General features: G+C 64.2%; 23 protein-coding genes and 1 tRNA gene. 8 read left to right on the top strand and 16 right to left on the bottom strand.

Annotation, left to right across the window (positions count from 1 at the left end):
* Nucleotides 1-208: 208 nt before the first annotated feature.
* A complete protein-coding gene (locus ACFQXB_RS16340) occupies nucleotides 209-1,072 on the bottom strand; it encodes an N-formylglutamate amidohydrolase (RefSeq protein ID WP_377405977.1) in 864 nt (287 codons plus the stop codon).
* Between the two features lie 147 nt (nucleotides 1,073-1,219).
* On the opposite strand from ACFQXB_RS16340, the gene ACFQXB_RS16335 reads away from it, so the two are divergent.
* Nucleotides 1,220-1,294: transfer RNA gene (locus tag ACFQXB_RS16335), tRNA-Val, on the top strand.
* Nucleotides 1,295-1,357: 63 nt separating this feature from the next.
* Complete coding sequence (gene ykgO, locus ACFQXB_RS16330) at nucleotides 1,358-1,483, top strand: type B 50S ribosomal protein L36 (RefSeq protein WP_150422850.1); 126 nt, start codon at nucleotides 1,358-1,360, stop codon at nucleotides 1,481-1,483.
* A 117-nt stretch (nucleotides 1,484-1,600) separates the two neighbouring features.
* On the opposite strand, the gene ACFQXB_RS16325 is transcribed toward ykgO, so the two are convergent.
* From ACFQXB_RS16325 to ACFQXB_RS16295, 7 genes are read right to left on the bottom strand one after another with little or no spacing between them, the layout of a single operon-like run.
* The gene (locus tag ACFQXB_RS16325; RefSeq protein ID WP_377405974.1) at nucleotides 1,601-2,821 is read right to left on the bottom strand and encodes a phenylacetate--CoA ligase family protein; all 1,221 of its coding nucleotides are present in this window, start codon (nucleotides 2,819-2,821) and stop codon (nucleotides 1,601-1,603) included.
* Nucleotides 2,822-2,859: 38 nt separating this feature from the next.
* On the bottom strand, nucleotides 2,860-3,684 hold the full coding sequence (locus tag ACFQXB_RS16320) for an ABC transporter ATP-binding protein (RefSeq protein ID WP_377405972.1): 825 nt from the start codon (nucleotides 3,682-3,684) through the stop codon (nucleotides 2,860-2,862).
* Nucleotides 3,685-3,738: 54 nt separating this feature from the next.
* Complete coding sequence (locus ACFQXB_RS16315) at nucleotides 3,739-5,025, bottom strand: ABC transporter substrate-binding protein (RefSeq protein WP_377405970.1); 1,287 nt, start codon at nucleotides 5,023-5,025, stop codon at nucleotides 3,739-3,741.
* A gap of 41 nt (nucleotides 5,026-5,066) precedes the next feature.
* Entirely contained in the window at nucleotides 5,067-6,143 is a 1,077-nt protein-coding gene (locus ACFQXB_RS16310; protein ID WP_377405968.1) for a branched-chain amino acid ABC transporter permease, read from the bottom strand.
* Nucleotide 6,144: 1 nt separating this feature from the next.
* The gene (locus ACFQXB_RS16305) at nucleotides 6,145-7,131 is read right to left on the bottom strand and encodes a branched-chain amino acid ABC transporter permease (protein ID WP_377405966.1); all 987 of its coding nucleotides are present in this window, start codon (nucleotides 7,129-7,131) and stop codon (nucleotides 6,145-6,147) included.
* Nucleotides 7,132-7,151: 20 nt separating this feature from the next.
* On the bottom strand, nucleotides 7,152-7,967 hold the full coding sequence (locus ACFQXB_RS16300) for an ABC transporter ATP-binding protein (RefSeq protein WP_377405964.1): 816 nt from the start codon (nucleotides 7,965-7,967) through the stop codon (nucleotides 7,152-7,154).
* Nucleotides 7,964-9,931: an AMP-binding protein gene (locus tag ACFQXB_RS16295; RefSeq protein WP_377405962.1), complete on the bottom strand. Its 1,968-nt coding sequence runs from the start codon at nucleotides 9,929-9,931 to the stop codon at nucleotides 7,964-7,966. Before ACFQXB_RS16295 ends, ACFQXB_RS16300 begins: the two co-directional genes overlap by 4 nt.
* A 211-nt stretch (nucleotides 9,932-10,142) precedes the next feature.
* On the opposite strand from ACFQXB_RS16295, the gene ACFQXB_RS16290 reads away from it, so the two are divergent.
* From ACFQXB_RS16290 to ACFQXB_RS16275, 4 genes are read left to right on the top strand one after another with little or no spacing between them, the layout of a single operon-like run.
* Nucleotides 10,143-12,056: a hybrid sensor histidine kinase/response regulator gene (locus ACFQXB_RS16290; RefSeq protein ID WP_377405960.1), complete on the top strand. Its 1,914-nt coding sequence runs from the start codon at nucleotides 10,143-10,145 to the stop codon at nucleotides 12,054-12,056.
* A complete protein-coding gene (locus ACFQXB_RS16285) occupies nucleotides 12,053-12,772 on the top strand; it encodes a response regulator transcription factor (protein WP_377405958.1) in 720 nt (239 codons plus the stop codon). The genes ACFQXB_RS16290 and ACFQXB_RS16285 overlap by 4 nt, the downstream gene beginning before the upstream one ends.
* Nucleotides 12,773-12,831: 59 nt before the next feature.
* Nucleotides 12,832-13,062: a WGR domain-containing protein gene (locus tag ACFQXB_RS16280; protein WP_377405956.1), complete on the top strand. Its 231-nt coding sequence runs from the start codon at nucleotides 12,832-12,834 to the stop codon at nucleotides 13,060-13,062.
* 22 nt (nucleotides 13,063-13,084) lie between these two features.
* Nucleotides 13,085-14,143: a saccharopine dehydrogenase gene (locus tag ACFQXB_RS16275; protein WP_377405954.1), complete on the top strand. Its 1,059-nt coding sequence runs from the start codon at nucleotides 13,085-13,087 to the stop codon at nucleotides 14,141-14,143.
* Here the strand turns inward: ACFQXB_RS16275 and ACFQXB_RS16270 are convergent.
* Genes ACFQXB_RS16270 through ACFQXB_RS16250 form a run of 5 tightly spaced genes read right to left on the bottom strand, consistent with a single transcriptional unit; the run spans nucleotide 14,130 to nucleotide 18,709 of the window.
* A complete protein-coding gene (locus tag ACFQXB_RS16270; RefSeq protein WP_377405952.1) occupies nucleotides 14,130-14,864 on the bottom strand; it encodes an SDR family NAD(P)-dependent oxidoreductase in 735 nt (244 codons plus the stop codon). The two genes, ACFQXB_RS16275 and ACFQXB_RS16270, sit on opposite strands and share 14 nt — an antisense overlap.
* Nucleotides 14,865-14,875: 11 nt before the next feature.
* Entirely contained in the window at nucleotides 14,876-15,436 is a 561-nt protein-coding gene (locus tag ACFQXB_RS16265) for a DUF3833 domain-containing protein (RefSeq protein WP_377405950.1), read from the bottom strand.
* Between the two features lie 2 nt (nucleotides 15,437-15,438).
* Nucleotides 15,439-16,662: an MFS transporter gene (locus tag ACFQXB_RS16260; RefSeq protein WP_377405948.1), complete on the bottom strand. Its 1,224-nt coding sequence runs from the start codon at nucleotides 16,660-16,662 to the stop codon at nucleotides 15,439-15,441.
* Nucleotides 16,659-17,420: a DUF1365 domain-containing protein gene (locus tag ACFQXB_RS16255; RefSeq protein WP_377405946.1), complete on the bottom strand. Its 762-nt coding sequence runs from the start codon at nucleotides 17,418-17,420 to the stop codon at nucleotides 16,659-16,661. The genes ACFQXB_RS16260 and ACFQXB_RS16255 overlap by 4 nt, the downstream gene beginning before the upstream one ends.
* Complete coding sequence (locus tag ACFQXB_RS16250) at nucleotides 17,417-18,709, bottom strand: NAD(P)/FAD-dependent oxidoreductase (protein ID WP_377405944.1); 1,293 nt, start codon at nucleotides 18,707-18,709, stop codon at nucleotides 17,417-17,419. The genes ACFQXB_RS16255 and ACFQXB_RS16250 overlap by 4 nt, the downstream gene beginning before the upstream one ends.
* A gap of 286 nt (nucleotides 18,710-18,995) precedes the next feature.
* Between ACFQXB_RS16250 and ACFQXB_RS16245 the strand changes: the two genes are divergently transcribed.
* A complete protein-coding gene (locus ACFQXB_RS16245) occupies nucleotides 18,996-19,529 on the top strand; it encodes a sigma-70 family RNA polymerase sigma factor (RefSeq protein WP_377405993.1) in 534 nt (177 codons plus the stop codon).
* Between the two features lie 3 nt (nucleotides 19,530-19,532).
* Nucleotides 19,533-20,186: a ChrR family anti-sigma-E factor gene (locus ACFQXB_RS16240; protein WP_377405942.1), complete on the top strand. Its 654-nt coding sequence runs from the start codon at nucleotides 19,533-19,535 to the stop codon at nucleotides 20,184-20,186.
* Here the strand turns inward: ACFQXB_RS16240 and mutL are convergent, their stop codons facing one another.
* From mutL to ACFQXB_RS16225, 3 genes are read right to left on the bottom strand one after another with little or no spacing between them, the layout of a single operon-like run.
* Nucleotides 20,187-21,989, bottom strand: coding sequence for a DNA mismatch repair endonuclease MutL (gene mutL / locus ACFQXB_RS16235; protein ID WP_377405940.1), 1,803 nt, complete (start codon nucleotides 21,987-21,989; stop codon nucleotides 20,187-20,189).
* 45 nt (nucleotides 21,990-22,034) lie between these two features.
* Nucleotides 22,035-23,348, bottom strand: coding sequence for a M16 family metallopeptidase (locus ACFQXB_RS16230; RefSeq protein ID WP_377405938.1), 1,314 nt, complete (start codon nucleotides 23,346-23,348; stop codon nucleotides 22,035-22,037).
* Nucleotides 23,345-24,688 carry a M16 family metallopeptidase gene (locus ACFQXB_RS16225; protein WP_377405936.1) on the bottom strand — a complete coding sequence of 448 codons (1,344 nt, stop codon included), beginning with the start codon at nucleotides 24,686-24,688 and terminating at the stop codon, nucleotides 23,345-23,347. The genes ACFQXB_RS16230 and ACFQXB_RS16225 overlap by 4 nt, the downstream gene beginning before the upstream one ends.
* Nucleotides 24,689-24,759: the final 71 nt, after the last annotated feature.

The following is a 24,759-nucleotide window of genomic DNA, read 5'->3' as shown; positions in this document are numbered from 1 at the left end:
GACAACCAACCAGAGCAACCGCTCCAACCCGCTACCGTCCGTCTCGGTGAAGCGGTATTTACGAACCACAACAAATATCCGCAAGAGGAAAAATGCAAAAACTTCACATTCGCTCCGAACCCCCTTGTTTCATTGGCGCCGCCGCAGCGCGAACTGGTCTGTCGATCCTTCGCCGCTCCACCGGTGCATCGGAATCGGTCGTGCGCCTCTACTCGGCCGCCGCAAGACGCGACTCGCGGCGGCCGATCTCGGCCAGCGCGGCCACGATCCGACCCATCGTGCGCTGCACAGCGGCGAAGGCCGGCCGCAGTTCAAGCGTTCCCTCATTCATGTAAAGCGCCCTGTCGATTTCGATCTGGACGACATGTTGGCGCTTGGACGGGCGCCCGTAGTGTTGCGTGACGAAAGCGCCGGCGAAAGGTGCATTGCGCGCGGTTCGCAAGCCTGACTCCGCGAACACCCTCTCCACTGCATCGACGATCCAACCCGCTGCCGAGGCGCCGAACCTGTCGCCGATCACCACCTCGGGGATTGCCCTGCCCCGTTGCCCATAGGAAGCGATGGCATCGTGTGGCATCGAGTGCATATCAAAGAGGATCGCTTCGCCAAAGCGATTGATCTGATCCTGAAGAAGCCCCTGAAGGGCGGCATGGTAGGGATGCCACACCTTTTGCAACCGTTCTTCAGCTTCTGCGAGAGTCAGCTTGCCGCGGTAGATGGCCCGGCCGTTTGACACGACCCGGGGAATCACCCCCAGGCCCGAACTGATCCGCGGATTGGGCATCGACCGTCGGAGCCCTTCGATCAACGCCGGGTCAAGCTCGTCCGAACTGCGATTCAGATCGACATAGGCGCGCGGCGCCATCGCAAGCAACAAGGGCGCGCCACAGGCCGGCGCATCCGCCACCAGCCAGTCCATGAACGCATCCTCGGACGACCGCACCGCATGGGCATCAAGAATGCTGCGCGAAAGAAACGCGGGGGGATAGTCGCGACCACTGTGCGGAGAGGCAAACACGGCGCTGGTTGTGATGCTTTCGGGCAGTTCAAGACGAAAGGCGTGGCCATGCATGCGCGGTCCTCCAATGGCCTTCATGGTAGCGCGATTATTTCCTTTGCCAAAACCTCTTGAACAGTCCTGCGATTCCTTTTAAAGACCTGCGAACCGACGCGGAGCTGCCCGCGCCATCACCGTGTGGAACTGGCAGATCAGCGATTGGGGCGCGTAGCTCAGCGGTAGAGCACTACGTTGACATCGTAGGGGTCACAGGTTCGATCCCTGTCGCGCCCACCATCGCCCCCCTTGGGGGCACATTTTTTTCAAGGCGCACGCGCGCCGCGATGAAGGAGAAGACCGATGAAGGTCAAAAACTCGCTCCGCTCGCTGAAGTTGCGTCACCGCGACTGTCAGGTCGTGCGCCGTAAGGGCCGCGTCTATATCATCAACAAGACGCAAAAGCGCTTCAAGGCCCGCCAGGGCTGAGACCGCGAGACGGATTTTTGAAAAGACCGCCCCAGAAACGGGCGGTCTTTTTGTTTCTGGAAGATCAATGGCCGCGGGTCCGACCGCGACCACATGCCTCTGGAAGCCCCGCTGCCTTCAGTCGTAGCGACGCTGATCCTCGATCACCTTGCCGTCGTTCGGCAATGTCCCGGGGGGCACAACAACCACCCGCCCCCGCAGCTTCAGGGCCTCGTAGACCGAACCCTCATAGGGCGCTGCGTCCTGAGCCGGGGTTTCGACATGGACGGTCATCACGTCCATCTCTCCTTCCCGGGTTGCGATGACCCTTGCCCGTGCGATCTCTCCATGCTTGGCGACGAAGGCCGCCACCTGTTCCGGTCGCACGAACATGCCCTTGATCTTGGTGGTCTGGTCGGCGCGCCCCATCCAGCCTCGGATTCGCATGTTGCTGCGCCCGCAGGGACTGACGCCCGGCATGACCGCCGACAGATCCCCTGTGGCAAAGCGGATCAGCGGATAATCCGGGTTGAGCGTCGTCACGACCACTTCTCCCACCTCGCCCTCAGGAACGGGAATCCCGGTACCGGGGCGGACGATCTCGACGATTACGCCCTCGTCGACGATCATCCCCTCCTGCGCGTCCGATTCGTAGGCGATGTTGCCCAGATCGGCGGTCGCATAGCATTGCAGGCAGCTGATCCCACGATCAGCATAATCGCGGCGAAGACTGGGAAACAGCGCCCCGCCCCCCACTGCCGCCTTGGTGATACGAAGCCGTTCCCCCATTTCTTCGGCGCGATCCAGCAGCACCCTGAGATAGTCGGGCGTGCCGGCATAGGCCGTCGTGCCGATATCCACCGCGGCGCGCACCTGAAGCTCCGTCTGCCCGGTGCCGGCGGGCAGCACGGCTGCGCCGACAGCGCGTGCTCCGCTTTCGAACATCATTCCTGCCGGCGTCAGATGATAAGAGAAGCAGTTCTGCACGATGTCACCGCGACCGATTCCACAGGCGCGCAGAAACCGGCCAAGGCGCCACCAGTCCGGAGCGACCCGGCCAGGCTCGTAGATCGGCCCGGGCGACTGGAAGACGTGGTCGAAATCCTGAGCCGGCCGCAGGGTAAAGCCGCCCAGCGGCGGGGATTCGGCCTGAGCCCGGCCCAGTTCCGATTTCCGGATGACCGGCAGTCGGGCAAGGGCAGCCGGGTCGGTAATTGACGCGGGGTCCACATCGGCCAGAAGCGCGGCGAATGCGCGGGTTTGACGAGCGCGGGCGATCTGTTCGGGCAGGCGGCGCGCAAGATCTGCGGCACGCGCATCGGCGCTGCGGGTTTCCAGAGTGTCGAAATGGTGTGTCATGATGCTCGTTTCCGCCCTTGCCGTTGTTCCTGTCGTCCTCAGCTCAGCCAGCGCTTCCGCCGGCGATAGCTGCGGACATCGCGGAAACTGCGGCGCCCTTCTTCAGCCATACCCAGATAGAATTCCTTCACGTCGGGATTCTCGCGCAGGTCCTGCGCACTGCCCTCCATCACCACCCGCCCCGACTCGAGGATGTAGCCGGTATGGGCGTAGCGCAGCGCGACGTTGGTGTTTTGCTCGGCCAGCAGGAAGGTCACCCCCTCCTGTTCGTTCACCGCACGCACGATCTCGAAGATCTGCTCGACCAGCTGCGGCGCCAGGCCCATCGAGGGTTCGTCCAGCAGGATCATCTCGGGGCGGCTCATCAGCGCGCGGCCGATCGCCGTCATCTGCTGTTCCCCGCCCGAGGTATAGCCGGCCTGACTTTTGCGCCGCTCTCGCAGACGGGGAAAATAGTCATAGACCATCTCCAGATCACGCTGAACGGCGGCCTTTCCGTCGCGGCGGGTGAAGGCTCCGGTCAACAGGTTCTCCTCGACCGTCAGATGCTCGAAGCAGTGGCGGCCCTCCATGACCTGGATGACACCCTTCTTGACCAGCTCCGCAGGGCCCAGATCCTGAACGCGTTCGCCCTGATACAGGATGGAGCCCTTGGTCACCTCGCCCCGCTCCGAATGAAGAAGGTTCGATATGGCCTTGAGCGTCGTGGTCTTGCCTGCGCCGTTGCCACCCAGAAGGGCGGTGATCGCCCCCTTCGGCACCGAAAGGCTGACCCCCTTCAGCACGAGAATTACGTGATTGTAGATCACCTCGATATTGTTGACCTCGAGCAGAGGCGTCCGCGTCTGTCCTGCGTCAAGCATGGTCGATCCTCCAGGGAAAGCCCGGCGCGAAAACCCCGCGCCGGGAGATCGTCGTCAGTTGCAGCGCAGTTCGATGTTGTTCTCTGTGGCATAGGCCATCGAATCTTCCTCGACCAACTGCATGATCAGGTCGCGGTCAGGTGCGATCCAGTCGGTGATCAGGTTCCACTGACGCGCTTCGGCATCCCATTGCTGGATCATCGCCTCCCCGGTGCCGCCGTGGTTTTCGCAAGTCACCGTGAAGGCCGGGCCGAAGTTGGGAAGGCCCAGATCGGCCATCAGCTCTTCGGTTATCTCCAGCGCCTCCATGCCATCGCGCATCATCGCCGGCGTGATCTGGGCAACGCCGTGGATCTCCTGCGCCTTCTTCACCGCCTCGACGGCAAGCATCGCCGCGTACATGCCGCGGGAATAAAGCACGGTACCCACGCCATCACCGGCGCCGGCCGCAAGACCGCGATCCACGACATAGGTCTGAATGTCGTCATAGATCGGATAGTCCCGGCCGGTGCCGTGCATCGCGAGCGACTTGTAGCCATGGGCGGCCTGACCCGCCGGGATGACATCCTGTTCCGACCCGGACCACCAGACGCCGATGAAGTTCTCCATTGGAAACCGGATGTTCGCGGCCTCCTGAATTGCCACCTGGTTCATCACTCCCCAGCCCCACATCACCACATAATCAGGGCGCTCGCGCCGGATCTGCAGCCATTGCGAGGCCTGTTCCTGTCCGGGGCTGTCCACTGCAATCGTGGTCAGGGCATAGCCGTGCTTTGCCGCCAGCTCCTCCAGCGTGCGGATCGGCTCGCGGCCATAGGCCGAGTTGTGGTAGATCAGCGCGATCTTCTTGCCCGAGAGATCGCCGCCGTTTTCCTCCAGCAGGTAGTTGATGATGACCGAGGCGCCGTCCCAGTAGTTGGCGGGATAGTTGAACACATGGCTGAACACCCGCCCGTTCACCGCCGAGGTGCGCCCGTATCCCATCGTGTGCAGCGGCACGTCATCCTGCGTCATGCGCGGGATCAGCTGGTAGGTGATGCCAGTCGACAAGGGCTGGTGCACCAGCGGGTTTTCACCGCGCAGCGCCTCGTAGCATTCTACGCCGCGTTCGGTGTTATACGCGGTCTCGCATTCCGGCACGCGAATGCGGATGCCGCCCACTCCGCCGTCCCGTTCGTTGATCAGCGTCATGTAATCCGCGTAGCCGTCGGCAAACGGGATGCCGCCGGCGGCGAACGGCCCGGTGCGATAGCTCAGCGAGGGAATCACCAGATCGGCAAGTGCCGGTCCCGAAGCCAGTGTCACGGCAAGGGCCGCCGCGGCCAGTCGTGTCAGTCTCATGGATATTCCTCCCCAGGATGATCGTGTGATTGGGCCCGCCGCTAGTGCGGGAAGGGCCAGAGGCGAAGCTTTTCCTTGATGACCCGCCAGAGCTGCGCCAGCCCGTGCGGCTCGAGGATCAGGAACAGGATGATCAGCGCACCGACGATGATGATCTCGAAATGCGCGGCCAGATCGGTCGGCCAGCCGAGCCCGCCCACCAGAAGGTTCTTCAGAAAGACGGGCAGCAGGACAAGAAACGCCGCGCCGGCGAAGGAGCCGAACATCGACCCCAGCCCGCCGATGATGATCATGAACAGCACAAGGAACGACTTGTCGATCCCGAACGCCTCGCCCACTTCCGCCGCGCCAAGGTAGACCGCGAAGAACAACGCACCGGCAATTCCGATGAAGAAGGATGAAACGGCGAAGGCTGTCAATTTGGCCTTGAGCGGGTTGACCCCGATGATCTCGGCCGCGATGTCCATGTCACGGATCGCCATCCAGCTGCGCCCGATTGCACCGCGCGTGAGGTTACGGGCAACCCAGGCCACTGCAAGCAGGATGATCAGACAGAAGAGGTATTTCGCCCAGGCCTCGGTCCGTGGGCCAGTCAGGATGATTCCGAACAGCGACCGCGTCGGCGCATTGATCTGGCCCGAGGCCGAATAATTGTAGAACCACGGCACCTTGTTGAACAGCCAGACCAGGAAGAACTGCGCAGCCAGGGTCGCCACCGCCAGGTAGAACCCCTTGATCCGCAACGACGGCAACCCGAACAGAACCCCAACGGCCGCAGTGATGATCCCCCCGAGGAGAACACAGAACAGCAGGTTCAGATCAGGGAATGATGTCATCAGCTTGAAGCAGCTGTAGGCGCCCACCGCCATGAACCCGCCCGTGCCAAGGCTCACCTGTCCGCAATACCCGGTCAGGATGTTCAACCCGATGGCTGCAATCGCATAGATCAGGAATGGCACCAGAACCGCATTGGCCCAGTAGTCATTGATGAAGAACGGCACCACACCGAAGGCCACTGCCAGCAGCAGGTAATAGCCATATCGGTCAAAGCGGATCGGGAAGGTCTGGCTGTCGGCCAGGTAGCTTGTCTTGAAATCGCCGGCTTCACGGTAAATCATGTCAGACCCTCTCGATGATCTTTTCGCCAAAGAGACCCTGCGGCCGGAACACGAGGAACACGAGCGCGAGCATATAGGCGAACCAGTTTTCAGTGGCCCCACCGATCATGGGCCCGACGGTAAACTCGAACAGCTTTTCGCCCACGCCGATGATCAACCCGCCGACAATCGCCCCGGGAATCGAGGTGAACCCGCCCAGCATCAGCACCGGCAGCGCCTTCAGCGCGATGAGCGACAGGGAGAACTGCACCCCCGACTTGGCGCCCCACATGATGCCCGCCACAAGGGCCACGAACCCGGAGATCGACCAGACCAGAACCCAGATCGCCCGCAGGCTGATCCCGACCGACAGGGCCGCCTGGTGATCATCCGCCACCGCCCGCAGGGCGCGCCCCTGCTTGGTGTACTGAGAAAACAGCGTCAGCGCGACCACCAGCACGGCGGCCACCATCGCCGCCACGATATCCAGCCGGTCGATGTAGAAGCCATAGCCGAACCAGTTGTAGGTCACCTCGTCGATCAGGCCCGACATGCCCATGGGCAGACCCACATCAAGGCGCTTGATCTCGGCGCCCCACATGATGTCGCCCAGCCCCTCAAGAAACCATGCCAGCCCGATCGTCGCCATGAAGAGGATAATGGCAGGCTGGTTGACCAGATGCTTGAGCACCAGCCGCTCGACCAGAAAGGCGAACAGCACCATCACCGCCATCGTCCCGAGGATCGCCAGCACCGTCGGCATTGTGAAGCCGAAATGATGCAGCCGCGTGCCGAAGATCGCATTGATCAGATGTGCGAAGGGGATCTGCCCCGACTGGAACCCAACCAGCGTCAGCGCCGCAAAAAGCGCCATGACGCCCTGGGCAAAATTGAAGATGCCGCTGGCCTTGAAGATCAGCACGAATCCCAGCGCCACCAGCGCATACATGACCCCGGCCATCAGCCCGTTCAGCATCACCTCGATCGCGAAAAGAACCTGATCAGGCATGACGCCCTCCGTTTCTGCAATCAGTCATGGGCCACCCCCAGGTAGGCGTTGATAACCGCCTCGTTGTTACGCACCTCGTCGGGCGTGCCATCGCCGATCTTCTTGCCGTAATCCATCACGACAACCCGGTCGCTCAGGTCCATCACCACGCCCATGTCATGTTCGATCAGGGCAATGGTGGTGCCGAATTCGTCGTTCACATCCAGGATGAAACGGCACATGTCCTCCTTCTCCTCGACGTTCATGCCCGCCATCGGTTCGTCGAGCAGCAGAAGCATCGGTTCGGCCGCAAGCGCCCGTGCCAGTTCCACCCGCTTCTTGAGCCCGTAGGGCAGACGGCCGACCGGCGTCTTGCGGATGTGCTGGATCTCCAGAAAGTCGATGACCTTCTCGACCTTCTCGCGGTTCTCGGCCTCCTCGCGCGCCGCGCGGCCCCACCACATGGCCTGCGACAGCATTCCGGCCTTCATGTGGTTCAGCCGCCCGGTCATGATGTTGTCGAGAACGGTCATGCCTTCGAACAGCGCGATGTTCTGGAACGTCCGGGCGATGCCCTGGCGCGCCACCTCATAAGGCTTCATCGGGGCGCGTTTGGCGCCGCGGAACAGCACCTCGCCCTCCTGGGGGTGATAGAACCCCGAGATGACGTTGAGCATCGAGGACTTGCCCGCGCCGTTCGGTCCGATGATGGCGCGAATTTCGCCTTCGCGAATGTCGAAGCTGATGTCCTTGATCGCCACCACACCGCCGAAACGCAGGGTGATGTTCTTCATCTCCATCAGCACGCCGCCGATCTTGCGGCCATCGGCCGTGATATGACCCTCCAACAGGCTCATGCCGCCTCCCTCCGTTGCAGACCGGGCATGATCGCGGCATCGCGCAGTTCAAGTGTGGCCGTGATATGGCCCTTGCGCCCGTCTTCATAGGTCACCTCGGTCCGGGTGCTGACGCGCTTTGACCCATCGTAAAGGGCCGCGATCAGATCGGCGTATTTTTCCTCGATGATCCGGCGGCGCACCTTGCGGGTGCGGGTCAGCTCGCCATCATCGGCATCCAGTTCCTTGTGCAGCACAAGAAAACGGTGGATCTGGCAGCCCGCCAGCATCGGATCCTCCGCAACCGATCTGTTCACCTCTTCCACATGCTGCTGGACGGTCGCCAAGACCTGAGGGTGACCGGCGAGTTCCTGATAGCTCGCATAGGCGATATTGTTGCGTTCGGCCCAGTTGCCCACCGCAGCAAGATCGATGTTGATGAAGGCGCAGCACATCTCGCGGCCATTGCCAAAGACCACTGCTTCCAGCACGTTCGGGAAGAACTTGAGCTTGTTTTCCACATATTTCGGCGCGAAAAGGCTGCCATTGGCCATTCGGCCCACATCCTTCGCGCGGTCGATAATTCGCAGATGGCCGCTACCTTCCTCGAAAAAGCCCGCGTCCCCGGTCGCCACCCAGCCTTCGGGATCCTTGGTCGAGGCGGTGCTTTCAGGATTCTTGTAATATTCGACGAAGGTTCCGGCGCTGCGATAGAAAACCTCTCCCGTCTCCGCGATGCGAACCTCCACCCCCGGGCTGGGCACGCCAACCGTGTCCGAGCGCACCTCGCCGTCCGGCTGCTGGGTGATGAAGACCGAGGCCTCTGTCTGCCCGTAAAGCTGCTTGAGGTTGATCCCGAGGCTCCGGTAGAAATCGAAGATCTCGGGGCCGATCGCCTCACCGGCGGTATAGCCCACACGCACCCGCGAAAAGCCGAGCGTGTTCTTGAGAGGGCCATAGACCAGCAGATCGCCCAGCCGGTATTTCAGCCGGTCCAGCACCGCCACAGGCTTGCCGTCCAGGATCTGCGGCCCGACGCGGCGGGCATGGGCCATGAAATGAACGAAAAGCCATTTCTTCAGCCGCCCCGCATCCTCCATCCGGATCATCACGCTGGTCAACTGGGTCTCGAAGATGCGCGGCGGCGCAAAGTAATAGGTCGGCCCGATCTCGCGCAGGTCGGTCATCATTGTCTCGGGGCTTTCGGGGCAGTTCACGCAAAAGCCTGTCCAGTAGGCCTGCCCGACCGAGAAGATGAAATCGCCCACCCAGGCCATCGGCAGATAGGCCAGCACCTCGTCCCGCGCGGACAGGCTATCGAACGCAGAGGAATTGCGCGCCGTCTCGATGATGTTGCGGTTCGACAGAACCACCCCTTTCGGCCGTCCGGTCGTGCCCGAGGTGTAGAGCATCACGCAGGTGCTGTCATAGCTCAGGGCGGCAGTGCGCCGGTCAAGCTCGGCGTCGAAGCGGTAGTGCCCCGCCCTCCCCTCGGCCTGAACATCCGCCAGCGCGTTCATGCGGGAATGGTCGTATTTCCGCATCCCGCGCCGATCAAGATACAGGATCTGCTCGATGCAGGGCACCTGTGCCTGAACCTCGATGACCTTGTCGACCTGTTCCTGATCGCCGGCGACGACGAAACGCGCACCGCAATGCTCCAGCACATAGGCCATCTCTTCTGCGCCGGCATCCTGATAAAGCGGCACCGGAACAGCGCCCACCGACTGCGCTGCCACGATCGACCAGTAAAGGGCAGGCCGGTTGCGCCCGATAATGGCCACATGGTCACCCTCTTCCATGCCAAGAGCCAGAAAGCCCAGCGCCATGGCGCGGATTTCCTCGGCGGCCTCGGCCCAGCTCCAGCTTTGCCAGATTCCGAATTCCTTTTCCCGATAGGCAGTCTGCGCGCCCAGTTCGCGCGCATTCCGTGCCAGCAAGGCCGGAATGGACTGCATGGCGCCGGGCGCCGCTGCATTCTCCATCACTGTCTCCTCCCTGCGGATCGCGTCCGCATCGTGCTGCAGAGGCTCTCCTCCCATCTGCTGCACATTCTCAGGCTCGGTCTGAACCTTTGCCGGAGTTTGTCGCAATTCCTGCAAATTGTAACAGCAGAAACCCGTTCCGGAACCTGGCACGAAACTTGGCTTGGCCCCGGGCCTTTTGTGATGCTACCCAGACATGGGGAGGGCCGGGATGGACACCGATCGGTCAAAGTTGATGCAATCGGGCCTGAACCTGATTCAGCAGGCACTGTCCATCTATGATCGTGATCTGCGGCTGGCCGCCAGCAATGCCCGATTCGCTGAAATGTTCGACCTTCCCGACGCCCTTTATCAGCCGGGCGCAGCCTTTGAGGACACGATCCGCCATCTGGTCCAACGCGGCGAGTACGGCCCCGTCGCCGACCCTGACCAGGCCGTCGCCCAGAGGGTGGAGGCAGCGCGCACCTTCCAGCCCCATTACATGGAACGGCAACGGCCGAACGGGCGCTGGATCTCGGTCGAGGGAGCGCCGCTGGCCCAGGGTGGCTGGGTCACCGTCTACACCGACATCACCGAGATCAAGCATCAGGAAGCCTTGCTGCGCGCCCGCTCGGAAGAGCTGTCGGGCCAGCTGCTGACCCATGCCGAACGGCTTTCCCAGGCGAACCGCGCGCTGGCCGCAACCAATGCCGCGCTTGAAGAAGCCAAGCGCGACCTGACCGAAGCCGAGGCGCGCATCCGCCTGACCACCGAGATGATGCCGGCTCATATCGCCCATGTCGGGCGGGACTTGCGCTATACCTACTCGAACCGGCGACTGTCAGCGGTGATTCCGGGGCGTCCGACGGATATCCTTGGCTTGCACTGGCGCGACGCTCTGGGGGAAGAGGCCTTCGAAAAGCTTGAACCGGCCTTGCAACGGGCGCTGACGGGTCTGCCAAGCGTGCAGGAGTTCACCCATGGCGAAAGCGGGCGCCGGATCCGCGCGGCCTTCACTCCCGACCGTGATGCCCAGGGTGCGGTTAACGGGGCCTATATCCTGTCGATGGACGTAACCGAAGAAACGCAGGCGCGCGCCGCACTCATGCAGACGCGCAAGCGCGAACTTGCCGCACAGCTGTCCAGCGGCCTTGCGCATGATTTCGGCAACCTGCTGACCATCATCCTTGGCCTTCAGGACAGGCTGTCCCGCAGCGGCCTTGACGCTGCAGCGGCCGAGCTTGTCGCCGCCACCCAGGTGGCGGCGCGGCGCGGCGGGGTGCTTCTGGACCGGCTTGCCGCGCTGTCGGGGCGACGCGAAATGCGCCCCGTCGCCACCGACTTGCGCGTGTTTCTGGCGGATCTGCGCGCGCTTGCGCAGCCGTCCCTGCCCAATGACGTGATCCTGGATGTGGATGCCCGGACGCTTGACAGCCCGCTTCTGATTGACGCCGGATCGCTGCAGGATTCGCTTCTGAATCTGATCCTGAATGCCCGCGACGCGATCGGTTGCGCGGCCGGTGCGATCCGCATCAGCGCGACGGCGCTGCGGGAGACCTGGCTGGAAATCAGCGTCTCGGATACCGGTCCCGGCTTCAGCCCCGAAGCGCTGTCGCGCGCGCTTGATCCGTTCTTCACCACCAAGGGCGCCGCGGGAACCGGTCTTGGCCTGTCGATGGTCTACGATCTCACGACGCTGGCGGGGGGAAACGTGACACTGTCCAACAGTGCCCACGGGGCAGTTGTCACCTTGCGCCTGCCTCTGCGCCGCGCGCAGAGTGATCTGCGGCCTATGCTGGTGCTATTGGTCGAGGATGACGAGACAATCCGGACCAGCCTGCGCGGGATGCTCTGCGCGCTCGGCCATTCGGTGATCGAAGCTGCAACCGGCGATGAGGCGTTGACCCTGTCGGAACTGCCCGGCATCGACATGGTGCTGTCCGATCTCAACCTGCCGGGAATGATCAGCGGCGCAGAGCTGGCCGAGCGGATCGCCCGCCGCCCGGATGCGCCGGTTTTGCGCCTGATGACGGCACTTCCGGCGTCCGATCCATTGCGGCAGCGCGCACAGCAGGTTTGCCCGGTTCTGGCCAAGCCCTTTGACGCCGCTGTCCTGTCGGCCTTCATCGCCCCGGAGACGTCATGACCGACCCGTCCTGCCCCCCGGCCCATGTGGCCATTCTGGATGACGAACCCGAAATCCGCCGGATGCTGGCACTCGCACTCGAAGATGCGGGGTTCCGAACGTCAAGCTTCGGGCGCGCAACCGAGTTCGAGGCCGCACTCAAGCGAACGGCTCCGGATGTCTGCCTGGTGGATCTGGGCCTGCCCGATCGGGACGGGCTGGCGCTGGTGCATCGGCTCGCGCTGGAAAGCGGCGCCGCGATCATCATCATCTCGGGGCGCGCACAGGTTCAGGACCGGGTGACGGGGCTCGAATTGGGGGCCGACGATTACATCATCAAGCCGTTCGAGCCCGCCGAAGTCGTGGCACGCGTCCGCGCCCGGCTGCGCAAGTCCCGCACCGACAGCGACCGGCCCGCCAGAACCGCCAGGTTCAACGGCTGGACCGCGCATTTCGATCGCTACCTTCTGCAGTCGCAGTCAGGCGAGGAAGTGCCTGTTTCCCACGCCGAGGCAGAGATGCTGCGGTTGTTTCTGGAAGCGCCGAAGCGCCTCATCAGCCGGGCGCAGATGCAGGAGCAGCTTGGCGGCGGCGCCGGCGAAACCTTTGATCGAGCGATGGATGTGCGGATTTCGCGCCTGCGCACAAAGCTGGGTGAAGATCCGAAGAACCCGCGGCTGATCAAGACGATCTATGGCGCGGGCTACATCTTCCTTGGCGACGTGACCTGGGGCTGAATTTCTGCTTCCCCTTCCGGTGCGCTTCTGATTCGATACAAGGGTCGAAGGAACGCCAGATGCTGCACACCGTGCTTTACGCCCCACGCCGCGATGGCCCACCCGCCCGCTTTTATCGGGTCGAGGTGACGGACAACCTGTTTGGCGAATATTCGGTCCTGCGCGAATGGGGCGCTGCCGGACGCGGGGGCCGGCGGGCGGTGCAATGGTGCGCGAACCTGCGCGAAGCCTGCGTCACTGCCGATGGCTGGGTGCGGCGTGCCCGCAGGCGCGGCTTTCGACATCCATGATCTGCCGGGCAAGGGGCCATCAATGATTCATCTCTGGGTGCGGGCCGAACAGCGGCCGTTCGAGGAACGTGTCGGGCTCATGCCCGAAGGGGCAGCGCAGCTGATCGCGCAGGGCTTTCGCCTGACGGTCGAGCAGAGCGCCCATCGCTGCATCCCCATCACCGCCTATGCCGAGGCAGGGTGCGACATCGCCGATCAGAACAGCTGGCCCGAGGCGCCGGAAGATGCCTGGATCTTCGGCCTCAAGGAACTCCCCGAAGACGGGACACCCCTGCGTCATCGCCACATCATGTTCGGCCATGCCTTCAAGGGCCAGCCGGCCGGTCGAATCCTGCTGAAGCGCTTCAGGGCAGGCGGCGGCACGCTCTTTGATCTTGAATACCTTCTGGATGAAACGGGGCGCCGCGTGGCTGCCTTCGGTTATTGGGCTGGTTTTGCCGGCGCGGCCGTCAGCCTCGCCTGCTGGGCCTCTCAGATGCGCGGCGGGATCATGGGCCCGCTTCAGCGGCCAGCCAGCAAGGACGCGATGCTGAAGGCGCTTGTCGGCGACCTGGATGGGACGGGCCGCCCCCGCCCTCGCGCGCTGGTCATCGGCGCACTGGGCCGCGTCGGCACCGGAGCCACCGACCTTTGTACGGCGCTCGGCGTTCCGGTGACCCGCTGGGACACTGCCGAAACCGCCAGCGGCGGGCCCTTCCCCGAAATCCTCGACCATGACATCTTTCTAAACTGCATCCTGGCCGGTCCCGGCTGCCCGGTTTTCGTCGCGGCTGATGCGGGGCGGCAATCGCGCAAGCTGCGGGTCATCGGCGATATCGCCTGTGACCCTGGTTCCGACTTCTCGCCGATCAAGGTCTATGATCGCGTCACGGACTGGGAACGCCCCGCGCGACGCGTCCAGGATCAGCCGCCGCTGGATGTCATGGCAATCGACAACCTGCCCTCGCTGCTGCCCGTGGAAAGCTCGGCCGATTATGCGGCGCAACTTCTGCCCACGCTTCAGGCGCTACGCGCATCCGAACAGGGAGTGTGGGCACGGGCGCGGGCCGAATTCGACCGCCAGATCGCTACTTGCCCATAAGTCGGTAAAACGCCCAGTCGGGCAGAAAGCGCCCGGCGCGGAACAGCCAGGAAAAACCGCGCGGAAAGCTCTTGCCGAAATGGTCAGTCGTCATGTGCTCGAAAACCTCGCGCGCGGCGTCCTCGGCTTCCATCATGAAGGGCATCGAGAAGTCATTCTTGTCGGTCAGACGCGTGCGGATGAAGCCCGGATTGACCACCTGCACCGCCACGCCCGTTTCCCGCAGATCGACGCGCATCGATTCGGCGAGCGACATCACCGCGGCCTTGCTTGCGCCATAGCCGATGGCCCCGGGCAGGCCTCGAAAACCCGACAGGCTGCCCGTGATCACCACATGACCAGAGCCGCGCTCGATCATGCCGGGCACCACCGCCCCCATCACCCGCGCGCAGCCCGTGAAGTTCACGTCGCACATGCGTTCGACATGCACGGGATCCCAGTCGGTGGCGCTGACCGGCCAATAGACGCCGGCAAGATAAACCACGCCGTCAACCGGACCAACCTCGGCGGCCGCCGCCTCGACAGATTTGCGATCCGAGACATCGACCGGCACATAAGACGATCTGCCGGGAAGCTCCGCCACGAGATCGGCCAGGCGCGCTTCATTCCGCGCGCTCGCGATGATCTCGACGCCGGCGCGGCTCATCCGGTCGGCCAGCGCCCGCCCCAGACCTTCGCTTGCCCCAACCAGCCAATAGCGTTTTCCCTGCCAGTCTTTCACGTTCTCTTCCCCTACCGGTCGTTCTTCCGTATCGTCGCAATCAGTTCCGCCACCTTGAACCCGTATTTCCGGAACTGGCTTCGGTTGATGATCGTTCCATTTTCCACGACATACATCCAGTCCGTTGTGTCAAGAACATACCCCCCGGCGCTGTCGGGGAGGCGGATCCGGTAGCGCAGGCGCAGCGCGGGGCCGCATAGTTCGCCATGTCCCGTGCCCACGACATCGGGCGCTTCAGCCCGGATTCGGTCATCACCCTCGACATGCAGCGTCCACTGGCGGTGCTGGACGGCGCCACTGTCATAACGGAACTCTTCTGTCATGGTTCCGACATTGCCATGCCAATGCGCCTCCATCTCCGCGACAAATCGTGACACCACCCGGCCCGTGGGCCCATAGATCACGCCCTCGCACAGAAGCGGGCCCGCGAGGTGGTCGCGCAGGTTCAGGACAGGGCCCTGGCCCGCAAAGTCCGCAGGGCGTTGGGCGACAAATCCCAGGATGTGCGACCCGAGCAGCACCGCCCCCAGCGCGAGTGCCGCGCCCGTCAGAACCAGAAGCATCGGCTCCATGATCAATTCTCCTTCAGATCGGTTGCCAGCAGCAGACCGATGGCAAGACATTTCAGCGCGCAGGGCAGAAGGGCGTAGAGCGCCCCCAGAACCGCAAGCGACTCCGGGCTGTTCGGACCACCCGCGCTGAAGCCCGCCCGGTCAAGCAACGGCAGGACCACGACCGCAGCAAGCGCGAGCGAAGCCTTGGAAGCGAAGGACCAGAGGCCAAAGCCTGCGGCGGCCTCGGGGGTGATCTGCGTCATGCGGGCGGCGAACAGCGCAGGCAACAGCGTCAGGTCGGCGCCCATTGCAGCACCCGACAGAATGCATATCGCGGCAAAGGGCAGTATGTCCCCGGGTCCCAACAGGCCCGCGGTTGCGAAACTGGCCGTCGCAAGTATCATTCCCGCAAGCAATGTCGGCCGAGCACCGATCCGCACCGCCAACGCGCCCCAGCCCGGTGCGGCCGCAGCGGCGGCCACGAAGAAGGCCAGCAGCAACGGCCCCTCCCATCCCGGTGCTGCGATCCGGCTGTCGATGAAAAACAGGAACAGGGTCGAACTCACGGCCACAGGCGCCGCATTGATCAGCGCAATCAGAAGCAGGCGCCGGGCGCGCGGGTCGGCAAGAACCTCTGTCAGGCCCGGTGCGCGCAAAGCAGCCGCTTCCGCGCGCCAGCGTCCCGCCATCAGGAGCAGCGCCCCCAGCGTCGCCGCCGCGAACGCAAGCGCGAACGCAAAAAAGGACTGTCCCGTGGCAAAGGTCAGCGCCGACGGCAACGCTGCCGCAAGGGCAATGCCGCCAAGCGCCCCACTTTCGCGCCATGCGGCAAGGCGCAGGTGCCCTCCAGCCTCGCGCGCCGCCAGCGAAACGCCTTGCGCATAGAAACTGATGGTCAGGAAGCTGAAGGCGCTGAACAAGGCAGCCAGCATCAGCGCGAACCATAACGGGGGCGACAGAAGCGGGTCCGGCATGAACAGCCCCAGCATCGCAAGCGCCATGATCAGCCCGGCGGCCATCGCCGCAACACCGCGCCAGTGCCGCAACCGCGCCGAAAGCCAGCCCAGGGCCGGATCCTGTGCCAGATCAAGGCAGCGCAGACCAAAGAGGATCGCGCCCAGGGTGGCAAGGCCGATGGCGTGCGTGTCGGCATAGAATTTGGGCGCATGTATGTAGATCGGCAGGCCTGCCGCCCCCAGAACACCAGCGAAAGATGCATGTGCCCGCAGGTCGCCCCGCGTCATCGCGACACCTCACTTGCCGGCGGGGGCGGCCGGTTGCGAAAGGGCGCACCCTTGAGAAACAGCCGCAGCGCCTGCCAGTGGATCAGCGCCAGAATGCGACGGGATCCGAAAGGACGACGCAAGAGGATTCCGAGCAGCCGCAAATCCGTCAGCCGGTGGCGTGTGCCGGCCAGCGTCGCGAAAAGCCGCTCGTCCGGCGCGGCCTCGTATTCGATCTGCACCGATACCTTGCGTTCGTCCAGCCGGAACCGGAAAGAGTAGCGCCCCGCTACCGGCTGGAACGGCGACACATGAAAGACCTTGGTGGCATCAAGACGGTCGCGCGCCTCGATCGGACGCAGATCGTCGTGGTGACAAACATAGCCGTGACGATCGCCGTAGGTGTTGGTCACCTCGGCCAGCACGACACAAAGCCTGTCCTGCCGATCAAGACAAAGCCAGAAACTCACGGGGTTAAACACGTGCCCCAGCACGCGCGGCTGCGCGAGCAGAAGAACGCGGCCCCCGGGATCGATGCCCCGCTCGGACAGGATCTCCCGCAACCATTCGAGGCCCCGTCCCCCGCCGGGCGGTCCGCCGTGATCCCTGTCATGCACGGCTACGAGATTGCGCCGGTTGCGTGAAAAAAGCCACGGTCGGCGTTGACCAGGCACGGCCGGGTCGATCAGCAGGTAGTCCACGCCATAACGAAAGCTGTTTCGCACTGCGCCCGAACGGCTGTGCAACGTGGTGCCCGTGACGTGATCCAGAACGGTCATGCCGCCACGCGCGCGGCCTGTTCGCGCAGCAGCGCAGCTGCTACATCAAGCGCGCTCGACAAGCCGTCCTCGTGAAAACCGTTCTTCATCCAGGCACCACAGAACCAGGTGCCGGCCTTGCCGTTCATGCCGCGCAGTTCCTGCTGCGCCCGCAGCGCGCCCGTATCATAGACCGGGTGGCGGAAGGTAACGCTGTCATGGATCAGGTCATCCCGAATGGGCGCAGTGGCGTTCAAGGTCACGAAAAGTGGGTCATCCTCGGGGATCGGCTGCAGGGAGTTCATCCAGTAGGTCAGCCCGATGCGATCTGTGGGCCTGCCGCCCGCGTCGGTATAGACCCAGCTTGACCAGACCTTGCGCCGCTGTGGCATGACCGAAGGGTCAGCATGCAGCATCGCCTCGTTCGGCTGATAGCGGATGGCGGCAAGCGCGGCGCGTTCAGGCCCTGTCGCATCGGACAGAAGGCGCAGCGTGTCATCCGAATGCGTGGCGAAGACCACCTCGTCGAACAGTTCCCAGGTGCCGCCGATGCCGCGCAGTTCCGGGCCGCGCGGGCCGCGCCGCACGGCCATTATCGGTGCCCCCAGACGAATCTCCACACCCAGGGCTTTCAGCGCCGCTTCAAGCCGGCGAACATATTCAACCGATCCGCCGCGCACCGTGTACCACTGGTGCTGACCCGAAACGCCCAGAAGTGCGTGATTTGCGAAGAAGCGCAGCATGGCCATCGCCGGAAAATCCAGCACATCGCGTACCGGTGTCGACCAGATCGCACCGGAAAACGGCAGGATATAGTAGTCGCGGAACCAATCGCCGGTGCCAAGCGCCTCAAGCAGTTCGCGGATCGTCATGGCCGGATCCTGGGCCAAGGCCAAGGCGCGGGAGTTGAAACGCAGGATATCACGGATCATGCCAAGAAATCGGGGATCGGCGGCGTTACGTCGCTGCGCGAACAACGTGCCAAGGCTGCGCAGCCCATATTCAAGTCGTCCGCCCCGCGCCGAGACGCCAAAGCTCATGTCGCTTTCCACGATCGGCACATCGAGGTCCGAAAACAGCGCCGTCAGCCCCGGATAGTTGGTCTTGTTGAAGACAATGAAGCCGGTATCGACCGGTTGGTCACCGCGCCGACCGGCCATGACGGTGCGCGCATGCCCCCCCAGCCGGGTGGCCGCTTCGCACAGGACGACGTGGTGATGCGGCGCAAGGCGGTGGGCTGCCGCCATTCCCGCGATCCCCCCACCGATTATCGCGATGCGTCTTGGTGCTGCACAGGCGTCCTGAAGCAATTCTCATCCCTCATGTCATGCCGCAGATCATTCTGCGGTTATGGGAGCAATACGCCATCGCCCCGCGTCTGGATCACGCGATTAAGATGATCCGATCCTCTTGTGGCTGCGTAAGACCGACATGTTGACCGCGACCAGCACCCTCTCCTGCCGGGAAGCCCCTGTTCCCGAACGCGCCCCATCGGGGTTGCAGGCGCAGTTTCAGGATGCATCGCCGACGCGCCCCGCTTATCGTGAGCGCAAACAGGCGGCTTCGAAACAGGAGACGGGGTTGAACGACGCGCGAATGACGGACAGCCCCGACTGGACCATGCACATGGCGCGGATCCGCGAGGGTGACACCGCAGCCTTTGCCCAAGTGTTCCGTCACTTCGCGCCCCGCGTGAAGGCCTTTCTGGTGAAATCCGGCGCCAGCAGCACCCTGGCCGAGGAATGCACGCAAGAGGTGATGGCGACCCTCTGGCACAAGGCGCACATGTTCGACCCCTCCCGCGCCAGCGTCGCGACCTGGATCTTCACCATCGCCCGGAACCGCAAGATAGACGCGCTGCGCAAACAGCGCCGCCCCGACCCCGAGGATCTTCCTTGGGGGCCGGACCCGGAACCCGATCAGGCCGATGCCCTGGCGCTGAGCCAGGAGACACGGCGCCTGAGCGCCGCCCTCGCGCAGCTTCCGGAAAAACAGCGTGACCTGATCGAGCGCGCCTATTTCGGCGACCTTTCGCACAGCGAAATCGCCGCCGAAACCGGGCTGCCGCTTGGCACGATCAAATCCCGAATTAGGTTGGCGCTCGAGAGGCTGCGCCATCAGATGAGCTAGAGCATGAAGATCACCCACCACCTGACTGACGCGCTGCTGATGGCTTATTCTGCGGGCCAGCTTCCCGAGGCGTTCAACCTTATCGTTGCCGCACATGTTTCGCTGTGCGATGAATGCCGCGCGCGGCTTGGCGCGTTTGACGCCATCGGCGGCGCCCTGCTGGAAGCCGAGGATCTGCCCGAACTCGCGGCAGACAGCCTGGAGCTGACAATGCAACGCATCGCGGCCGCCCCTCGAGCACCCCAGATGCCGGCACAGCCCAGGCCGCAGGGCCGGCGGGTCTTTCCCGCGCCCTTGCAGGACTATGTCGGCGGGGATCTTGAACAAGTCCGCTGGCGCGCGATCGGCATGGGGGTGAAGCAGGCGATCCTGCCCACCGCCCGCGGGGCGACGGCGCGGCTTCTGTATATTCCGGCTGGTGCGGCCGTGCCGGACCATGGCCATCGCGGGATGGAACTGACGCTGGTCCTTCAGGGCGCCTTTCGGGACGAAACCGATCGCTTCGGCCCCGGCGATATCGAGATCGCCACCGAAGAGCTTGAACATACCCCGATCGCCGAGGCGGGCGACGATTGCATCTGCCTTGCCGTGACCGATGCGCCGTTGCGTTTCAATTCGCTGCTCCCACGGCTCGCGCAGCCCTTCCTGCGGATCTGATCAACGTCGGCCGAACAGCCGCTCGATATCTGCCAGACGCAATTCCACATACGTCGGGCGCCCGTGGTTGCACTGGCCCGAATGTGGCGTTGCCTCCATTTCCCGCAGAAGCGCGTTCATTTCTTCGCCACGCATCTGCCGGCCTGACCGGATCGAACCGTGGCAGGCGATGCGCGACAGGATCGCCTCAAGCCGGGCCTGCAGTGCAAGCGCCTCGCCCTGATCGGCGATCTCGTCCAGCACATCGCGCAACAGGCGCCGCGCATCCACAACGCCCAGCAGGGCCGGCGTTTCCCGCACCGCGATGGCACTGCCGCCAAAGGGCTCCAGCACCAGGCCAAGGCGGGCAAGGTCAGGGGCCAGCGCCAGAAGTGTCGCGGCCTCGGTCTCGCTCATCTCGACGATCTCGGGGATAAGAAGGGCCTGCGAGGCAATCCCCGACGACGCATACTGCCGCTTCAATCGCTCATAGACCAGACGTTCATGCGCGGCGTGCTGATCGACGATCACGATGCCGTCCCGGGTCTGGGCTATGATATAGGTTTCATGGACCTGCGCCCGCGCAGCGCCCAGCGGCCCCTCCTGCACGGCGGGGGTTTCCTCGATCCGCGCAAAGGGCGCCGAGGTTTCGGCGAATACCGGCGCCGGCGCCTGGGCAACGAAGGCTGTCTGGATCGCGCGCGGGGACGGCCGGTCCATCTGATAGATACGCGGTTCCGGACGCATCGCATCAAGCGTCGCCGCGCCAACCGTGGACGAGGCGCGGTGGCCCGCCCCCGCCAGCGCCTGCCGCAGCCCCGACACGATCAACGCGCGCGCCGCAGCCGGATCTCGAAAGCGCACCTCGGATTTGGCGGGATGCACATTCACATCCACAAGCTGCGGATCACACTCGATGAACAGCACTGCGGCCGGATGGCGATCACGCGACAGATAATCGAAATACGCTGCCCGTAGCGCCCCCAGCAGCAGCTTGTCGCGGACCGGGCGGCCGTTGACGAACAGATACTGCGCCACGGCCGCACCCCGGGAATAGGTGGGCAGCGCGGCATAACCCGTCAGGCGCAGATCATTCTGCCGGATGTCCAGCGGCAGTGCGTTCTCGATGAAATCACTGCCGATCAGTTGTGCAAGCCGCCGGTGCAGCGCATCGAAGAGATCTCCGCCTGCGGCATCGGCCCGCAGCACGACGCGGCCGTCACCGTCCCCAGTGGTATCGCGCAACACGAAAGTGACTGCGGGCGCGGCCATGGCCAGCCGGCGCACCACGTCGGCGATGGCCTGCGCCTCGGCCCGGTCGCTTCTGAGAAACTTGAGCCGCGCCGGCGTCGCATAGAACAGATCGCGCAGCTCGACCACCGTGCCGCGGCCAAGCGCGGCCGGTCGCACCGGCTCGATCCGTCCACCGGAAACCGAGATTGTCGCGGCCTCGCCCTCGGCGCGCGACGTGATCTGAAGCCGCCCCACCGCGCCAAGCGATGGCAGCGCCTCGCCACGAAAGCCGAAGCTGCGGATCGCCAGCAGGTCGCTGCCATCGATCTTCGACGTCGCGTGGCGCGACAGCGCCAGGGGCAGGTCCTCGGCGCTCATGCCGCAGCCGTCATCCGTGACACGGATCAGGGTCTTGCCACCATCGGCATAGGCGATCTCGATCCGCCGCGCCCCCGCGTCGATTGCGTTTTCCACCAGCTCCTTGACCGCCGAGGCCGGGCGCTCCACAACCTCGCCCGCCGCGATCCGGTTGGCCGTCGCTTCGTCGAGTTGCCGGATAACCGGACGCATGTTGGGGCGCTGCGCGTTCATGCCACCACTTCTAGCATCCCGCAGGACCGTCCGCCACCACCCTGCTCAGCCGTCGGTTTCCAGCCCCTCCGGCTGGCCAACGACGACGAAATGCAGCCCTTCCGGATCCAGCAGACGCGCCGCGACGCGTTCGATATCTGCGGACGTCACCGCGAGAACCCGGTCGTTCCGGGTATTCGGGTAGTCGATCGGCATTCCCTGCGCCTGCATCGACACGAGGATCTGCGCAATCGTGCCGTTGCCGTCGAAGCGCAGGGGATAGGATCCGGTAAGGAAGGTCTGCGCGCGCTCCAGTTCCTCGGGGGTGATTCCCTCGGCGGCCATTCGGGCCCATTCCTGCCGGATGATGTCCAGCGCCTCGGCCACGCGCGCGTTCGGAACCGAAAGCTGCCCGAGAAGCATGTCGGAATGATCCCGCGACACCAGCGAAGTGCCGACGCCATAGGTCAGGCCGCGCCGTTCCCGCAACTCGCGCATCAGACGGGTCGAGAAACGCCCGCCCCCCAGAACCTCGGTCATGATGAAGGCGGCAAAATAATCCGGATCGTCGAACGGAATGCCGGTCTGCCCGAAGATGATTACCGACTGCGGCGCATTGAACGGAACCGTGGTGACACCGCCGCTCAGGCCTTGTGGCGCAGGCCCCGGTGCGGGCGGCGCCGAGGCCGGCAGATCCGCCAGAAGCGCGTCAAGAAGATGACCCAGCTCCTCGGCGCTGATGTCCCCGACCGCGGCCACATGCAGCCTGTCCCGCGTGATTGCCCGTTCATGCGCGCGCAGAAGGGCGTCGCGGTCAAGGGCTGCCACGCTTGCCTCGGTGCCCTCAAGCGGGCGGCCATAGGGGTGATCTTCATAGGCCAGCGCCGCGAAACGGTCCCGCGCAATGGCATTGGCACTGCGGGCATCCTGCCGTATCCCGGCCAGAACCTGCGCGCGCACCCGCTCGATCGCCTCGGCATCAAAGCGCGGCTGGGTCAGGGCGAGGCGCAACAGCGCCACGGCCTCGTCCCGGTTATCGCTCAGAAACCGCGCCGAAACCGAAACCGCGTCGTTGCCTGCGGAGAACCGGAAGTTGGTCGCCAGTTCCTCGGCCGCAACGGCGAAACCGGCGGCATCAAGATCACCAGCGCCTTCCTCCAGAAGGGCGGTCATCAGGTTCACGGCCCCGCGCTGCCCCTCTTCGTCGATATTGGCGCCGCCGCCAAAGCGCAGTTCAAGCGCCACGAAGGGAATCGCATGTTCCTCGACCAGCCAGGCAGTAATCCCGCCGGGGCTTTCCACTTCGCGGATGTCGATCTGGGCCAAAGCCGGCCCTGAAAGCCAAAGCGCGATGACCGCGCCCACCAGACGGATCATCATTGCCCCGCTCCTTCCGTTGCGTCTTCGCGCACCAGCCAGCCGGTAACCGACCGGTTCAGATCAAGCACTGCCTCAGCCGCCTGCATGACATCTTCGGCCGTGACGGCCTGCAACACCTCGGGCCAGCCCTGCACGTCGGCGGGCGTGAGGCCTGCGGCAAGTGCCTCGCCATAGCGGCGCGCGAGGCCCTGCACACTGTCCTGCGCGTAGATTTCCGAGGCGCGGATGCGTGTCTTGACCCGCTCGAGCTGCGCCGCGTCGATCTCCTGTTCCAGAAACCGGGCAAGAACCCGGTCCAGGGCCGCCTCGGCCTCGGTCAGGGACAGACCCGGTACCGGGGCAAGGCCGATTTCGAAGGTCGAGGCATCGACGGCAACCGAGGAATAGCCCGCTGTCGTGAACAGGGCGATCTGTTCGTCGAACTGCAGGGCGCGGCCCAACACCGAGGTGGCCGGATTGCCGCCCAGAAGTTCTGCCAGAACGACCAGCGCCGCCGCCTCGCGCTGATCGCCGCTGCGCCGAACGGGGGCAAGGTAACTGCGCCCGATGAAGGGTTCGCTGACCCGGGCATCGGCATAGGTGAAGCGGCGCGGCGCGCGCTGCACCGGCTCTTGCGGGCGCAGCCGCGGGGCAATGGCAGGCTGCGGCGGGATCGGGCCATAGTGTTCTTCGGCCAGTTGCCGGACCTCTTCAGGCTGCACATCCCCTGCCACCACCAGGATTGCATTGTTGGGCGCGTAGTGCATTTCATAGAAAGCCACGGCGTCCTCAAGCGTCAGCGCGGCGATTTCATCAGGCCAGCCGATGATCGGCACCCGGTAGGGGTGGTTCATGAACAGCATGGCTCGCTGGATTTCACGATATATGCCGCCGGGGTTGCCCTCGACCACCTGGTTGCGTTCTTCCAGCACCACATCGCGTTCCGTCAGCACCTCGGCCTCTTGCAGCCGCAGGTTCGCCATCCGGTCGGCCTCCATCTCCATCATCAGGCCCAGTCGGTCCGAGGCGACGCGCTGGAAATATCCGGTGTAATCCCAGGATGTGAAGGCATTGTCGGTTCCGCCCTGCGCCTCGACCGTGGCGGAAAATGCGCCCGATGCCCGCGTCTCGGTGCCCTTGAACATCAGGTGTTCAAGGAAATGCGCGATACCGGATTGTCCCGGCGCCTCGTCGGCGGCGCCGACGCGATACCATACCATATGCACAACGACCGGGGCGCGATGATCCTCGATCACCACCACCTCCATACCGTTGTCCAGCGTGAAGGACGTGACCTCTTGCGCACGCAACGGCATGGCCAGCACCGTGACGGCCAGAACCAACCAGACGAGTTTCGCCATCCACTTCCCTCCGAAATGCTGCGGAACAGTTACCGTCGGGCAGGCGGGGGTCAACCGGACCAACAAAGACG

Source organism: Halodurantibacterium daqingense, assembly GCF_042666235.1.
In the GTDB taxonomy this organism is placed as follows: Bacteria; Pseudomonadota; Alphaproteobacteria; order Rhodobacterales; family Rhodobacteraceae; genus Halodurantibacterium; species Halodurantibacterium daqingensis.
Note: the sequence above shows the minus strand (reverse complement) of the source record. Positions and strands in the feature narration are given on the sequence as shown.